13 protein-coding genes are annotated in these 15,463 nt (G+C 63.7%); 4 read left to right on the top strand and 9 right to left on the bottom strand.

What is annotated here, in order from left to right; translation table 11 throughout:
• Positions 1-82 precede the first annotated feature (82 nt).
• The 6 genes from tsaE to ubiE all read right to left on the bottom strand — a co-directional run bounded on the left by tsaE (position 83) and on the right by ubiE (position 8,614).
• Positions 83-1,606 carry a tRNA (adenosine(37)-N6)-threonylcarbamoyltransferase complex ATPase subunit type 1 TsaE gene (tsaE, locus tag ACSZOQ_RS18200; RefSeq protein WP_439923802.1) on the bottom strand — a complete coding sequence of 508 codons (1,524 nt, stop codon included), beginning with the start codon at positions 1,604-1,606 and terminating at the stop codon, positions 83-85.
• Positions 1,603-4,119 (bottom strand): ATP-binding protein, encoded by a 2,517-nt coding sequence (locus ACSZOQ_RS18205; protein ID WP_439923803.1) that lies wholly within the window; start codon positions 4,117-4,119, stop codon positions 1,603-1,605. The genes tsaE and ACSZOQ_RS18205 overlap by 4 nt, the downstream gene beginning before the upstream one ends.
• A 210-nt stretch (positions 4,120-4,329) precedes the next feature.
• The gene (gene dut / locus ACSZOQ_RS18210) at positions 4,330-4,788 is read right to left on the bottom strand and encodes a dUTP diphosphatase (protein ID WP_439923804.1); all 459 of its coding nucleotides are present in this window, start codon (positions 4,786-4,788) and stop codon (positions 4,330-4,332) included.
• Positions 4,785-6,221 carry a bifunctional phosphopantothenoylcysteine decarboxylase/phosphopantothenate--cysteine ligase CoaBC gene (gene coaBC, locus ACSZOQ_RS18215; protein ID WP_439926128.1) on the bottom strand — a complete coding sequence of 479 codons (1,437 nt, stop codon included), beginning with the start codon at positions 6,219-6,221 and terminating at the stop codon, positions 4,785-4,787. The genes dut and coaBC overlap by 4 nt, the downstream gene beginning before the upstream one ends.
• Before the next feature lie 66 nt (positions 6,222-6,287).
• A complete protein-coding gene (gene ubiB, locus ACSZOQ_RS18220; RefSeq protein ID WP_439923805.1) occupies positions 6,288-7,856 on the bottom strand; it encodes a 2-polyprenylphenol 6-hydroxylase in 1,569 nt (522 codons plus the stop codon).
• The gene (gene ubiE, locus ACSZOQ_RS18225) at positions 7,853-8,614 is read right to left on the bottom strand and encodes a bifunctional demethylmenaquinone methyltransferase/2-methoxy-6-polyprenyl-1,4-benzoquinol methylase UbiE (RefSeq protein WP_439926130.1); all 762 of its coding nucleotides are present in this window, start codon (positions 8,612-8,614) and stop codon (positions 7,853-7,855) included. The genes ubiB and ubiE overlap by 4 nt, the downstream gene beginning before the upstream one ends.
• Before the next feature lie 143 nt (positions 8,615-8,757).
• Here ubiE and ACSZOQ_RS18230 point away from each other — a divergent pair, with 143 nt between their 5' ends.
• Positions 8,758-9,120 (top strand): glyoxalase superfamily protein, encoded by a 363-nt coding sequence (locus ACSZOQ_RS18230; protein WP_439923806.1) that lies wholly within the window; start codon positions 8,758-8,760, stop codon positions 9,118-9,120.
• A gap of 33 nt (positions 9,121-9,153) precedes the next feature.
• Entirely contained in the window at positions 9,154-10,035 is an 882-nt protein-coding gene (mutM, locus tag ACSZOQ_RS18235; protein WP_439923807.1) for a bifunctional DNA-formamidopyrimidine glycosylase/DNA-(apurinic or apyrimidinic site) lyase, read from the top strand.
• A 43-nt stretch (positions 10,036-10,078) separates the two neighbouring features.
• On the opposite strand, the gene ACSZOQ_RS18240 is transcribed toward mutM, so the two are convergent.
• Positions 10,079-11,410, bottom strand: a complete 1,332-nt coding sequence (locus ACSZOQ_RS18240; RefSeq protein WP_439923808.1) for a serine protease — start codon at positions 11,408-11,410, stop codon at positions 10,079-10,081.
• Positions 11,411-11,631: 221 nt separating this feature from the next.
• Between ACSZOQ_RS18240 and ACSZOQ_RS18245 the strand changes: the two genes are divergently transcribed.
• On the top strand, positions 11,632-12,432 hold the full coding sequence (locus tag ACSZOQ_RS18245; RefSeq protein ID WP_439923809.1) for a HesA/MoeB/ThiF family protein: 801 nt from the start codon (positions 11,632-11,634) through the stop codon (positions 12,430-12,432).
• Between the two features lie 69 nt (positions 12,433-12,501).
• Here ACSZOQ_RS18245 and ACSZOQ_RS18250 read toward each other — a convergent pair whose 3' ends face one another.
• Complete coding sequence (locus tag ACSZOQ_RS18250) at positions 12,502-13,503, bottom strand: 2-hydroxyacid dehydrogenase (protein ID WP_439923810.1); 1,002 nt, start codon at positions 13,501-13,503, stop codon at positions 12,502-12,504.
• Positions 13,504-13,894: 391 nt separating this feature from the next.
• Here ACSZOQ_RS18250 and ACSZOQ_RS18255 point away from each other — a divergent pair, with 391 nt between their 5' ends.
• Positions 13,895-14,398, top strand: a complete 504-nt coding sequence (locus tag ACSZOQ_RS18255; protein WP_439926132.1) for an SH3 domain-containing protein — start codon at positions 13,895-13,897, stop codon at positions 14,396-14,398.
• A 106-nt stretch (positions 14,399-14,504) separates the two neighbouring features.
• On the opposite strand, the gene irrA is transcribed toward ACSZOQ_RS18255, so the two are convergent.
• The gene (gene irrA, locus ACSZOQ_RS18260; RefSeq protein ID WP_439926133.1) at positions 14,505-14,996 is read right to left on the bottom strand and encodes an iron response transcriptional regulator IrrA; all 492 of its coding nucleotides are present in this window, start codon (positions 14,994-14,996) and stop codon (positions 14,505-14,507) included.
• Between the last annotated feature and the right edge of the window lie 467 nt (positions 14,997-15,463).

Consider the following 15,463-nt stretch of genomic DNA (forward strand, 5'->3'; position numbering starts at 1 on the left):
TCGTCGAGGAACCGCACCGCCGTGCGGCTTAGAGTCGCGGAAGTTAGGACACGACCGCTAACAAGCCGTAAAGCAAATGATGTCAAGCCGCCGGAGGCGGAACGTGAGCCCGATACCAGGCCTGGGCCGCCGACAATGCGGGGTGGGCCAGTGAGCGAGTGAGATAGGTCCATATCCGGGGCTGATGGCGCAGATAGTGCGGTTTGCCGTCGCGCCGGTTGAGCCGCGCGAAGGTGCCCAGCAGCCGCGTGTTGCGCTGCGCCGACATGATGGCATAGAGCTCGGCGAAACCGGCGGGATCGAACGATGATCCGGGTTCCAGCCGCGCTCTCACGTAGCGGGCCAGCAAAGCGAGTTCGAGCGATTCCGGCACGTCCACCCGCGCATCCTGCAAGAGCGAGACGAGATCGTAGGTGGGGGGACCGAGCACGGTGTCCTGAAAGTCGATGATGCCGACCTTTCCGATGTCGCGCCGCTGCTCCAGCCAGATCAAGTTGGGCGAATGGAAATCGCGCAACACCCAGGTCCGGGGGGCCGCGGCCGGCTTCGCCAGCAACGCGCGCCATATCGCCTTGAACTCCGCGCGCATATCGCCGCTTGGCTCAACGCCGCGGTCGGTCAGATACCAGTCGAGCATCAGACCGATTTCGACGAGCATCGCCTCGGTATCGAACACCGGGATCGCATAGGTGAGGTGCGGCGCGACAGGAACGGCTTCGGGCAGCGTCCGGCAATGCAGCGCGGCCAGCATGTCGGTGGCAGCCTGATAGCGCTCGGCGATCGGCGTCGGCGGCGTGCCTTCGACGAAGCCCGCGCTGCCGAAATCCTCGGTGAGGAGGAATCCCGAATCCAGATCAGCGTGATGGATCACCGGCGCGGAAAAACCGTGGTCGCGCAACCCGCGCGCGATGGCGACAAAAGGTTTGACGTCTTCGGCGAGGTGCACGGCCGCGCTGTAGGACTTGCCATCGTGGATAGCGGGGCCGTCGGGCCGTTTCGGCGCGTTCATCAGGATGAAGCTGCCGTCGCCGCGCATCAGCCGGGCGTAAGAGCGCGTCGAGGCATCGCCGGCCATGCGTTGCCGCTTCGCATCGAGATATCCGGCGTCGTCGAGGAATTGCCGCAACGCCGCCAGCCGCGCGACCTGCGCTGTGGCCTTGCCGTAACCGGTGATTTCGGCGGCGCGGGCGGCCGAGCCGAGCGCGGGGCGATGGCTGAAGGCGATGTCGATTCGGTCGGCGGGTAAGGTGCCGGCTGCGCGCTCCGGCCATTCGATCAGCACCACCGTTCCCTCGGGCAGCGGCGCAAGGCCGATCTCCTCGAGTTCGCCGGGGCCGCTGATGCGATAGAGATCGGCGTGGAGCAGGGGATAAGATGGCAGATCGTAATGCTGCGCCAGCGTGAACGTCGGGCTCGGTACCTCGATCGTGTCGTCGCCGGCCAGGTAGCGGATCATGGCGCGCGCGGCGGCGGTCTTGCCCGCGCCGAGATCGCCCGACAGTGTGATGACGTCGCCGGGGCCGATCAGGAGCGCGAGGTCGGCCATCAGATGCGCGGTCGCGGTCTCGTTGGCGAGCGCGGTTGCGAATGTTGACGGTTCGGTCATTCCGCGGCGTTGCGATGCGCGGTCTGGTCGAGCGGGAAATCGCAAATGACCCTGGTGCCGCGCTTGACGGTCGGGTCGAAGTGCACGCGCCCGCCATGGAGTTCCACAAAAGAGCGCACCAGCGACAGGCCGAGGCCCGCGCCGCGATGCCGCGAGCCGTTGGCGTGGCTCTCGAACCAGTCGAATACCTTGTCCTTGACCTCAGGCGGAATGCCGGGGCCTTCGTCCATGACGGAAAATCTCACGCTGTGCTCGGTGCGCCGGGCGCTCACCGTAATCACGGCGTCCGGCGGCGAGAAGCCGGCGGCGTTGGCAAGCAGGTTATAGAGGACCTGGACGATGCGGCGCTCGTCGCCGATGAAGTTGCCGATGTCGGGATCGACATCGACATTCAGCGCGATGCGGTCGAGGGTCAGGCGGTCCTGAATGCCCGCCGCTGCCGCCGCGATGGTTTTGCGAACATCGACCGGCCCGAGTTCAAGCGTCATGGCGCCGGCGTCGATGGTGGCGAGATCAAGGATATTGTTGGTCAGCGCGAGCAGCGCATCGGTCGACGAGGTGATGTAGTTGACATACTCGGCCTGCTTCTCGGTGAGCGGCCCGGTGCCGGGATCGCTCATGAGGTGCGCGAAGCCGATAATGGTGGTCAGTGGCGAACGCAGCTCGTAGGAGACGTGATGGACGAAATCGACCTTCATCTGGTCGGCGGTCTCGAGCGCATCGTTGCGCTCCCGCAGCGCGCGTTCCACGTTCTCGCTATCGGTGATGTCGTGGAACGTCAGCATGGTGGCGCCGTCGGGTAGCGGCATGGTCATGCAGTCCAGCACACTGCCGTTCTTGCGCTCGAGCTTGAGCCGCACCGCGCTGCGATCGTCGATGCCGGTGACGGCGTTGCGGATCGTCTGCCATGCGTCATCGTCGTCGAACAGCGGCTTGCACCAGGCCTCGACGGTATCGATATGCGGCTGTTGCGAGAGCGCCTCGAGCGAGAGCTTCCACGTCTGGGCGAAGGCCGGGTTGAAAAGTTGCGCGCGGCCGTTGCTGCCGAATACCGCGACCGCTTCGCTCAGACTATCCAGGGTCTCGCGCTGCACGCTGATGAGCCGGTCGTAGCGCCGCGCAAGATCCAGGCTTTCCGTGACATCGTCGAACAGATAGGTGACGCCGCCTTCGGGGTTCGGCGTGGTGACGATGCTGAGCGCGCGTCCGTCCGGCAGATACCAGACGTCCTTGGCGGCTTCATTGGCGCGATAGGCTTCATGCAGGCGGGCCTTCCAGGCGCGGAAGTCCGGCTGCTCGGGCAATTTGCGCCCGGCGCGCAGCCGGTCGAGCACGCTGGAATCGTTGGGATTGCTGTCGAGAAAGGCGCGGTCGAGGTCCCACAGCCGACGATAGGAATCGTTGTAGAACGCAAGTCGTCGCTGGCCGTCGAACACGGCGACGCCGGATGACAACTGGTTGAGGGTGCGGCGATGCGCCTCCGCCATCCGCACTAGCGCCTGGCTCAGCGCTGCGGCCTCGCTGGCGTCGAGCGCGATGCCTGCGCTTCCGCCGGCGGCGCGAAGCGCGTGCACGTCACACATGCGCCGCTCGCCGCCGATCACGACCGGCAATCGCGCGGCAAACGCGGCTTGGTCGTCCAGCGCCCGCGCCATCGTGATGCGGTCGTCGCTGTCGAGCAGTTCGAGATTGCGCTGGATTGCATCGGCGGCATCGGCGGCATCGGTTGCGCACGCATAGGCGGCATTGGCGAAATTGAGGTTGCCGTCTTCGCCGCGGGCCCAGAGCGGCCATGGTGCCGCGGCTGCGAAGGTCCGCAGCATCTCGGTTTCTGCCATGAGGCTGTTGTGGCGCAACGTCATCTCGGCGAGGTCGCGCCGTAATCCGCCGAGGTCGCGGATACGCACGATGGCCTGGCCGCCGATAGCGCGGCCCATGGCTTCCACCGTCCGCCCGGTCGCCGTGAGCAGATTGAGCAGAAAGCCGTCCCCGGCGTTGCGCAGCGCATCGACCGCGTGATCCATCAGCAACGCCGGTTCCGGCGGCAACCAGGTTCCAAACGCAAGAACTCGCAAAGGCTGTTTTGCATCCTGCGGCAACAGCAGTGCGGTGTCGCCGCTGATCTGCGGGCGGTCCTCGCCCGCGCCCCAGGAAATCAAAACCTGCGGCTCTGCGAACAGCAGCGCGCGAAAGCGGTCGGCTTCCGATTGAAGTTCGCGGATTTCGGTGCGCAGCCGCTGCTCGTTTGTGGCGGCGCGGATGCGCGTGCGCATCAGCAGGATAGCGGAGACCACCGAGAAGCCGAGCACACCCAGCGCCATCGCCAGCGCAGTCAGATCCTGCCGGCTGAGATTCGTGAAGGTCTGGGTCAGCCGCTCGGACAAGCCCGCTTCTGTGGCCCATGCGGGCGATATGTCGACGAGGACTGCCGCGCCAGCGCCGGCGATGCCGCCCTGCACCAGCGAGGTGCATGACAGCAAGGTCCGACGCATCACCGCGACTACGCCCGACATGTTTGCCCCAAAACCGCACGACGATACGACCGGCAATCGCTCACCGTTCGCGAATCGACCGACATTATGCTTAAGCGGACTCGAGGGGTAAGAGTCCAGACCGTGAACGGGAATCCGGCGATGGAAAAATGCGCGGCCGCGACATTTCCGAAACGATTGTTGTAAAATTGAATCGGTTTTGCGAGTGGATGAGACGAGTCTTTGGATTCACTAGCGTCCGGTCGAACCGAAACCGCCGCTGCCGCGTGTTGTGGCCGATAGCGAATCAGCGCGCGCGAGTTCCACGCGCGCCACCGGCGCCACGATCATCTGCGCGATTCGCTCGCCACGCTGGATCGTGAACGGCTCTGTTCCGAGGTTGACGAGAAGCACGTTGATCTCACCCCGATAGTCGGCATCCACAGTGCCGGGCGAATTCAGCACGGTGACGCCATGTCGGGCCGCGAGGCCGGAGCGCGGGCGGACCTGCGCCTCGAATCCGTCGGGCAATGCAATGATCAGCCCGGTCGGGACCATCGCGTATTGTCCGGCTGCGAGAACCAGCGGCGTCTGTTCGGGAACCGCGGCCACAAGGTCGAGGCCGGCTGCCTGGCTGCTCTGGTAGGCCGGCAGCGGAAGACCCTCGGCGTGAGGCAATTGCTGAACGTCAACCTTGATAGGACTGCTCATATCGTCGATTCCGTCACGGTTGAGACGATGCGTGCGATCAGCATTGCGGCAACCTCTTCCTTGGTCATCACGGGAAAGGACTCGGCCTTGATCTCTCCGCCGACTCCGTCGCGCGTCAGCAAATGCACGGTGTTGCAGTCGCCACCCATCACGTCGGTCCCGGGCGAGACGTCATTGGCGACGATCCAGTCGCAGCCCTTGCGCATGAATTTCGCCTTCGCGTTGTCGATCAGATGCTCGGTCTCGGCGGCGAATCCGATAACGAGAGGCGGCCGCTTGTCGCGCAGGTTCGAGATGGTTGCGAGGATGTCCGGGTTCTCGACCAGTTGCAGCGGCGGTACCCCAGTTGCGGTCTTCTTTAGTTTCTGTGCGCCTTCGGAGGCCACCCGCCAGTCGGCAACCGCGGCGGTGAAGATCGCGATATCGGCGGGCAGCGAAGCCTCGACGGCCGCCAGCATCTCGCGCGCGGATTCGACGTGGATCACCGCGACGCCCGCGGGATCGTTGAGATCGACCGGCCCCGAGATCAGCGTCACGTCGGCGCCGGCGGCGTGCGCCGCCGCAGCAATGGCAAACCCCTGCTTGCCCGAGGAGCGGTTGGCGATGTAGCGCACCGGATCGATCGGCTCGCGGGTCGGTCCGGCGGTGACCAGCACGCGGCGGCCCTTGAGGGGCTGCGGGCGCGCGGGCCTGAGAATCCGCTCGGCGGCGGTCGCGATCTCCATCGGTTCGGCCATACGGCCGACGCCGGCTTCACCCGCCTCGGCCATCTCGCCTGCATTGGGGCCGATCATGGCGACGCCGTCGCGTGCGAGCTGCGCCACGTTGCGCCGTGTCGCCGGGTTGTTCCACATCAGCGGGTTCATCGCCGGCGCCAGCAGGATCGGCTTGTCGGCGGCCAGCAGGATCGCGCTGGCGAGATCGTCGGCGTGGCCTTGCGCCATCTTGGCCATCAGGTCGGCGGTCGCGGGCGCCACGACGATCAGGTCGCAGTCGCGCCCGAGGCGGATATGACCGGCGTCGAATTCGCTGCCGGGATCGAACAGGTCGGTGTAGACGCGGGTGTGGGACAAGGCACTGGCGCTCAGCGGCGTGACGAATTGCTGCGCAGCATTTGTCATGATGCACTGCACAATAAAACCGCGCTCCTTCAGCCGCCGGATCAGGTCGAGCGCCTTATAGGCGGCAATGCCGCCGCCGATAATCAGCGTCACGTTGCCCAAGTCACGGGACTTGCGTAATGATTTTTGCTCAGTAGAAATTGCTGCGCTGCGGTACTTTCGATCGCCCGTGGCAGCAGCCGAGGGAGTGGCGGCCGCTTCTCGCAGAATGACGCGGACCTCGTCCTCGACCGAACGGCCGTTGCGGGCGGCGCGCAGCCGTAGTTCGGCTTTGACGGCGTCGTCGAGTTTGCGGACGATCAGGCTGGCCATGATGCTCATGCGGTGAAGCGCGATAGCATCGATATCATCGATATGATTGCACTGCAATCAGATCGATCAATGCGCAGTCCAGAGCAAGCCCACGAGCGCCGCTGCGATGACCCACAGCGCCAGAACGCTCCAGCGGTGACTGCGCGCCTCAGCTCGTTTGATTGCCGCGATGGTGTCAGGCCCCAATGTCAGCCCTTCGCGAGCCATCGTCTCGAATTGCTCGATGAGAGAAACCGTTCGCGAGGCGATCGCGGGCAGCCCGCCGAGCACCCGGCCAAGCTCGCCGGCACCGGCCAGCGCGCCCTGCACCCGTCCGAGCGGCCCGAGGTTTTGCGTGATCCATTCGCGGACCACGGGGTCGGCCACCGTCCAGATGTCCAGCTTGGGATCGAAGCTGCGCGCCACGCCTTCGACCACCACCATGGTCTTTTGCAGCAGGATCAGTTCGGGGCGAGTCTGCATGTCGAACAGGCCGGTGACTTCAAGCAGCAGCGTCAGCAGCTTGGCCATCGAGATTTCCTCGGCGGTGCGATTGTGAATCGGCTCGCCGATGGCGCGGATGGCTTGCGCGAAATTCTCCACCGAATGATGCCCCGGCACGTAGCCGGCCTCGAAATGCACCTCGGCGACGCGGCGGTAGTCGCGCGTAATGAAGCCGAGCAGGATCTCCGCGAGGAAACGTCGCTCTTTCATCCCCAGCCGTCCCATGATGCCGAAGTCGACGGCGACCAGACGGCCCGAATCGTCGAGGAACAGATTGCCGGGATGCATGTCGGCGTGAAAGAAGCCGTCGCGCAGCGCATGCCGCAGAAAACTCTGGATTACCTTGCGGCCGAGCTCAGGCAGGTCGACCTGCGATTGCGCAAGGCGAGCGTGATCGTTCAGCGCGATGCCGTCGATCCACTCCATCGTCAGCACGTTGTGGGTGGTGCGGTCCCAGTCAACAGTCGGGACACGAAAGTCGGGATCGTCGCGGGTGTTCTCCGCCATCTCCGACAGCGCAGCCGCTTCCAGCCGCAAGTCCATTTCCATCGCCACCGATCGTGACATGGTGTTGATGACTTCGACAAGGCGCAGCCGCCGCGCTTCGGCGGAATGCGCTTCGGCTTCGTTGGCGACGAAAAAGAAATCGGAGAGGTCGCGTCGGAAGCGCGCGGCGACGTTGGGCCGCAGCACCTTGATCGCGACCTGTTTGCGGACGCCGTCCTTCTCAACCTCGCCACGATGGACCTGCGCGATCGAGGCCGCCGCCACCGAAGGTCCGAAACTTGTGTAGGCCTGTGCCACCGGCTTTTCCAGCGCGGCCGCGACCACGGCCTCGGCCTCTGCCTGCGAAAACGGCGGCAGCCGGTCCTGCAGGCTTTCCAGATCGCGAGCCATGGCGACGCCGACAACGTCGGGACGCGTGGCCAGGAACTGTCCGAGCTTGAGATAGGCCGGCCCGAGCCGCGTCAGCGCGCGCGACAGGCGCGGTCCCGATTTCGCGCCGCGGCGCTCGACCAATCGCGCCATCCGCAGGGCGAGTTGTCCGGGCGGCGGCACCAGCGAGGGATCGACGACGCCGAATACGCCCTCGCGTGCGAACACGAACGCGGCGCGGACTAGCCGCGCGGCATGGGTCAATGCGGAGATCACAAACGCCAGCCTGAGTGCAGTGCTACGATGCCACCGGAGAGGGTTTGCCAGCTCACGCGGGCGAAGCCGGCGTCACGGATCATGTCGGCAAAGGCGTTCGGCTTCGGAAACTTGCGGATCGACTCGACCAGATACTGATAGGAGTCGGCGTCGCCAGTGATGGCGCCGCCGAGCGGTGGGATCACCTTGAACGAGAACAGCTCATAAAGCTTGTCGAGGCCCGGCACATCGACCGTCGAGAATTCGAGGCAAAGAAACCGGCTCCCCGGTTTGAGCACGCGAAACGCTTCGCGCAGCGCGTGATCGATGCGCGGGACGTTGCGGATGCCGAATGCGATGGTGTAGGCATCGAAACTGCGGTCTGCGAATGCCAGCGTCTCGGCGTTGCCCTCGACGAACGAAACCTGATGATCGAGGTGCTTCTTGACCGCGCGTTCGCGGCCGACCGCGAGCATGTCCGGATTGATGTCGCAGACGGTGGCCCCAAATCCGCGGCCTCCGACTTTCGCCGCGCGGAAGGCGATATCCCCGGTGCCGCCGGCGACGTCGAGCAACGCGAACGTTGCATCGTTGCGCGGTGGGTTCAGCGCCGTGATCATCGCGTCCTTCCAGACGCGGTGCAGTCCGCCGGACATCAGATCGTTCATCAGGTCGTAGCGCTGCGCCACGTTGTGGAAGACGTCGTTCACCAGCGTCTGCTTGTCCCCCAAGGGGACGTTCCTGAAGCCGAAATGCGTTGTCTGGTCCGGTCGGTCCATGCCCATCTTCTCCATAACCGAACCATAGCCTGCCATGCTGCGCTGCGCTACAAGCGAGGCCCAACTGAGGCCGGATCGGTCGTCCACCGTGGTTAACCGGCGACATCGGAAGGCAGGCGTCCATGCCACCACAATTTGTTAGGGTGACCCCCACCCTGCGGATGTTCGATGTCCGGAAGGCGCGGGAGTTCTACCTTGAGTTCCTCGGCTTCAAGGTCGATTTCGAGCATCGGTTCGAGCCGGACCTGCCGCTCTATATGGGGATATCGCTGGGCTCGGTGGTGCTGCATCTCAGCGAGCACCATGGAGGCTGCGCGCCCGGCGCGCGGATCATCATCGAGACGACGGGGCTTGCGGATTATCAGGCTGGGCTGCTCACCAAGCGTTACGGCTATGCGCGGCCGGGATTGGAGCGCCAGCCGTGGGGCGCCACCATCATGACGGTGACCGATCCGTTTTTCAATTGGCTGGTGTTCAGTGAGGATGAAGTCGAGACGCCGGCTTGAGACGCCGAACACTCACACGAACCGAGCGAAGCTGTGCCTGAACTTCCCGAAGTCGAAACTGTTCGTCGCGGCTTGCAGCCCGCCATGGAGGGCGCGACCATCGTTCGCGCCGAAACCCGTCGCAAGGATCTGCGGTTTCCGTTCCAGAAGGATTTTGTCGCCCGCCTGGAGGGCCAGACCGTCACCGGGCTCGGGCGGCGGGCGAAGTACCTGCTCGCGGACCTCGCATCCGGCGACGTTCTCCTGATGCATCTCGGTATGTCCGGATCGTTTCGCGTGATTGACGCGGCTGGCGCCGTGGCTCCGGGCGATTTTCACCATCCGCGCAACGCGAACCGCGCTCACGACCATGTGAGTTTTACGATGTCCTCCGGCGCCAGCGTGATTTTCAACGATCCGCGCCGTTTCGGCTACATGAAGGTCATCGCCCGCGAGGTGCTCGATGACGAACCGCTGCTGAAAGGACTCGGTCCGGAGCCGCTCGGTAACGAATTTAGCGCGGCGATGCTGGCGCGCGCGTGCCGCGACAAGAAGACCAGTCTTAAGGCCGCGCTGCTCGACCAGCGCGTGGTCGCGGGGCTCGGCAACATCTATGTGTGTGAGGCGCTGTTTCGCGCGCACCTGTCGCCGCGCCGTCTCGCCGCGACGCTGGCTGCGAAAACGAGCGGGCCGACCGAGCGGGCCGAACGGCTGGTCGAGGCCATTCACGACGTCCTCAATCAGGCGATCAAGGCCGGCGGCTCCTCATTGCGCGACCATAGGCAGACGTCCGGTGAACTCGGCTATTTCCAGCATTCGTTTCAAGTCTACGACCGCGAGGGCGACAAGTGCCGGACCCCGGGATGCAATGGCAGCGTGAAGCGCTTCACCCAGAACGGACGCTCGACGTTCTGGTGTCCGACTTGTCAGAAGTAATCTGGTTCGGCCCAGCCGCCGCGGACCGAGCAGATGCGACGATTTACTTCCGTACGCAGATGATGCGGACCACCGCAGCTTTCGCGTCGGACGATCCGACAGCGGTCACCTTGTTCGCTTTCAGAAAGGCCTGCACGACCTCGGCCTGAGCGAGCACCGCCTGCGCGGCGGGCGTTGAAAGCCCGGCCACCGTCGCGGGCTTCAACAGCGCAAGGCCTGCGAATTTTCCGTTCGTATCGAGCGCAGCGGCGCCGGAAAAACCCGATGCGGGCGTCGGAGACAGTGCCGGTTCGCCGCCACCCTGCGCAACCGATGCCTTGACCCGGCTCACAGCGGAGCCGCCGCCCTGGTTTTGCGGATCGGCAATGCCGACGAGATCGACTCCGCCTTTCGCTGTGCCGCCATCGAGCGCGATCGGCTGCAATCCGTGCGCGCCGTAGATGCGCAGCAGCGTGAGGCCGTGATCCTTGTCGTCTGCGATCCTGTCGGCGTTGCCGTGGCCCGCGACGACGATCGATTGGCATCCGTCGACAACATCGAGATCGGTGACGATCGCGCCGTCGCTGCTGACCGTCACGCCCGTTCCGTACTCCACGGTCTTGCGCGGCGGCGGTCCGCCGTTTGCGGGAAACGGATCGAACGCGCTCGACATCGCGATCACTACAGGCTCCATGGTGCCTTCGGTGGCCTGATCGTAGAGGATCGTCAGAATGCGCGCCTCGCTGCCGCGGAGCTGGCCGCGCGCGTAGAATTTCTTCAGGCCCTGCATGCCCGAGAGCACGAAGAAGTCCGGCTTGACTGCGCTGTAGTCGATCTTGCGACCGACCGGCTCCTTTCGCTCGAGATCGGCGAGCTTCGCGGTTGTGAGATTAGCGTCCTTTCGGCGTGTCAGCATGATCTGGATCGTGCCGGTGGCAGAACCCCATTTCGTGCCGTTGCCATCGCTCGATTGCTGCGGCACCAGCCGGGCCGGGAGACCGAGCCGAGCGCCGGTGCCGGCATCGGTGATGGTCTTCCAGCCGACGTTGCCCCGCGATTTCCGCGCGGCCGCCGCTAGCACGCTACGTTCCTGCGGGTTGAGCACGCCGGTCTGCTTGCCACCCTGATCCTTCTGGAACGTCTTGATCGCAGCGATCAGACGGTCGCTGACCTCGCCGTTGATGATGCCGTTGTAGTGACCGGTCCATGCCAGATCGGACTGAAGTGTCTGGCGCTCTGCCGGCGCCATAGCGCTGGCGGTATCGGCCGGAGTTTGTGCCACGGGGTGGGCGGCCGCCAGTTTCGGCTTGGCGCGCCCATTGGTGCCGGCGGGCTGCGCCTCGGCGTAAACCGCGGTGGTCACGATCATCAATGCCGCCGCAATCGTCGCTCGCATGACAGCTTTCGTCTCCATTGAAACGGGGCTATTGAAACACATCTGCTTGGTCGGTAACAGCGGCTAGAGCTATTCTGGCTTTGATGGAATCAAAGCCGGGCTCCAGCTTTATGATTTGACGCGTTTTCTTGACGCGAACCGGTACCCACTTCGCTCGAAAACGCTCTAACGGGTTCAGGCCACGTTGCGGCGCTGGATCGAGACACGAGAACGGCAGGACGATGCTGAGTGCTGACGAACTTGAACGCTATGCCCGCCACATCGTGATGCGCGAGGTTGGCGGCCCCGGCCAGAACGCGCTGCGCAACGCGCGCGTGCTGATGATCGGAGCAGGGGGCCTCGGCGCGCCAGCGCTGATGTATCTGGCCGCCGCGGGCGTCGGTACGCTCGGCGTAATCGACGACGACACAGTCTCGCTGTCGAACTTGCAGCGCCAGATCATTCACACGACGCCCGATATCGGCAGTCCCAAGGTCGAGAGCGCAGCGGACAAAATCCGCGCGCTCAACCCGCACGTCGCATTCCGCGCGCATCATATGCGGCTGGATGCGTCGAACGCGGCGGCGCTCTTGGCGGATTACGACATTGTCGCCGACGGCTCGGATAATTTCGCCACACGCTATCTGGTGGCGGATGCCTGCTATCTGACGAAGAAGCCGCTGGTGACCGCTGCGTTAGGGGTGTTCGACGGATCGCTGACGACGATACGTGCTCACGAAAAAAATTCCGACGGCGAGCTCAACCCGACCTACCGTTGCCTGTTCCCCGAACCGCCGCCGGAGGGTACGGTGCCAAGCTGTCAGCAAGCCGGCATTCTCGGCGCGCTCGCCGGCGTACTCGGTTCGATGACGGCGCTGGAGGTCATTCGCGAGATCATCGGATTCGGCGAGGGGCTGGTCGGACGTCTGCTGATGGTGGACGCGCGCGCGATGCGGTTCGAGACGCTGAACTACAAACGCGATCCGTCAAATCCGCTCAACGGCGATCACCCGACCATCAAGGATTTGAGTGCGTATCGTTGAAGCTGCTTCTTCCAACCTCTCCCGCAAGTGGAGAGGGTGAAACGGCGGAGGCTGCGCGCCCTCAACGCCTCACAACATGCTCGGCAGAACGCGGTCCGGCGGCTTGTGAGCGTCGAGGAAGGTGCGGATGTTGATGATGACCTTCTCGCCCATCTCGACCCGGCCCTCAAGGGTGGCGGAGCCCATATGCGGTAACAACACCACCTTGCCGGCCTTGGCGAGGCGGACCAGTCGCGGGTTGACCGCGGGTTCGTGCTCGAACACGTCGAGGGCCGCGCCGGCGATCTCTCCGGCCTCGATCAGCTTGGTCAGTGTGTCCTCGTCGATCACCGTGCCGCGCGCGGTATTGACGATATAGGCGTCCTTGCGGATCAGCTTGAGGCGGCGCGCAGACAGCAGATGGAAGGTGGCCGGGGTATGCGGGCAGTTCACCGAGATGATGTCCATCCGCGCCAGCATCTGATCGAGCGAATCCCAATAGGTTGCGCCGAGCTCGTCGGCGATCTTCGGCGCCACCGGCTTGCGGTTGTGGTAGTGGATTTGCAGGCCGAAGGCGCGGGCGCGTCGCGCGACCGCCTGGCCGATGCGGCCCATGCCGATGATGCCGAGCCGCTTGCCGCCGAGTCGCCGGCCGAGCATCCAGGTCGGCGACCAGCCTGGCCAGTCGCCGCCGGCGGTCAGTAGCGCAGCGCCCTCGACGAAGCGGCGCGGCACCGCGAGAATCAGCGCCATGGTCATGTCGGCGGTGTCTTCGGTGAGAACTTTCGGCGTGTTGGTAACGGTGATGCCGCGCTCGTGCGCAGCAACGACATCGATATTGTCGACGCCGTTGCCGAACTGCGCGATCAGCTTCAGCTTGCAGTCCGGCTGTTTCAGCAGGGTCCCGGTGATCTCATCGGTCACCGTCGAAACGAGAATATCCGCGGTACGGACGGCGTCCATGAGTTGGTCCGGCGTCATCGGCCGGTCGTCGAGATTGAGCCGCGCGTCGAACAGTTCGCGCATGCGGGTCTCGATCGACTCCGGCAGCTTGCGCGTGACGACAACCAGAGGCTTCTTCTTCACCGACATCTCTTGCTCGATTCCAATATTTTAGAGCGGGATGCGGGCGGAAAACCGCTACACATTTTTCTTCATCCCGCTCTGGTGTTCCGATTCCGAAACGGCTCCGAGGCAACCGCGCAATTCAGCGAATTCAGGTTCAGCCGACAGACTGTTCAGTCGCCGTTAACCCGCTTGTTCGAAACTGCAGCGCCTGCAGATTTCAGCGTCTGTCTCCTTGGTTTCCCGGGTCCCTCGCATCTTTCGTGCAGTTTCCCGGTCGCCCGGTGTTTGGTCCTCTCTAGCAGAAGGCTGGGCCAAGACAAGAACCCCGGGTCCGGAACACGGACCGGCCGGGATCGGGCGGCGTGGTGGGCTTTCGCAGGGGCGGTTGATAATGGTGAAACGGCTTTTCATTTCGATGGTGTTCGCAGCTGCGATGCTGAGTGCGGTCGGGATCGAAACGGCCGCCAACGCCAAGGACTCCGCGCTGTCTACGAGCGGGCTTCCGATCCCGCGTTATGTGAGCCTGAAGTCCGACCATGTGAACGTCCGCGCCGGTCCGACCAAGGACAACGACGTCGCCTGGATCTATACCAAAGCCGGACTTCCCGTCGAAATCACTGCGGAATTCGAGAACTGGCGCCGCATCCGCGATTCCGAGGGAGCCGAGGGCTGGGTCTATCACTCACTACTGTCTGGCCGCCGCACTGCGGTCGTTACGATGAAGACCAAGGACGAGTTCGCGCAGCTGTATAACAGCGCCGATACCCAGAGCGCGGTCGCGGCCCGCGTGCAGGCCGGCGTTGTGGCGCAGGTCAAGCATTGCGCGGCGGGATGGTGCCATGTTGCGGGAAGCGGCTTTGACGGCTGGATCCAGCAGCAGAGGCTTTGGGGCGTCTACGCCGACGAAAAAATCGACTGAACGTCGCCGGGGCGTCGTCGGGATTGTTTGGTCAGATCGTCTATCAAAAAACAAATGCCCGGCGCGAGGCCGGGCACAATGAACATCGATCAAATTGCAGTACGGATCAGCGCTTCTTGCGCAGCCGAACCACCATGTCGATGCGGCTGATCTCGTAACCCTCCGGCACGTTCGGCATTTTCTGCAACACCAGATGCGGATCCGGGATGTCGACCAGCTCGTGATTGTTCTCGAGATAGAAGTGGTGGTGGGAGGTGACGTTGGTATCGAAATAGGTCTTGGTGCCATCGACGCTGACTTGGCGCAGCAGTCCGGCATCGGTCAACTGGTTGAGCGTGTTGTAGACCGTGGCGAGCGAGACCGGAACCTTGGCGATGGTCGCTTCTTCATAGAGCATTTCCGCCGTGAGATGGCGCGCGCCCTTGCCGAACAGCAACCAGCCCAGCGCCATGCGCTGCCGGGTCGGCCGCAGGCCAACCGATTGCAGCATTTCATTGACGTCGTGCCACGGACAGCCCGTCAGCGTCGGCTGCCGTGCGTGACTGATCGCCGCAACTTCAAGCTCTTCCGAGGCAACCATCACGATATTTTCGTTCATACTCACGCCATGCACCTGAAGCTCGTCGACGCCATTAGGTTTTTCACCCGGCACTATAAAAAACTATAGGAAAAAGGGCGCTTAGATGCAAGTTTTTCGCAACTAGAACGGCTCCAAACTGATGTCCCAGCAAAGGACTTTGCATGGGCACGGGGCGATGTGAAATGAAATTATATAAATAAATCAATATCTTATAATTTTACCATAAACTTCGACCCGGTTAGGGCGGTTCGGACGTTCTCGGTATTTTCTCTATAAATTCCTCAACTGAGCGTCGAACCGGGTCGCACGCCAACCAGGACTCTGCCGTTTCGTTGATTCGAAGCTTGCATCACAAAGGCGGCCGCGAGGAAATGCGAGCCAGCGCAATCGGGGCTGGTTTGACATTCACCACCCGCTTCGCAGCAAACCCGGCAAGCTCAAGAACTCCTGTCGCGGCGGGACGCAAATGTTGGAATCGGACCACT

The organism is Nitrobacter sp. JJSN (assembly GCF_051912485.1).
Lineage (GTDB): Bacteria > Pseudomonadota > Alphaproteobacteria > Rhizobiales > Xanthobacteraceae > Nitrobacter.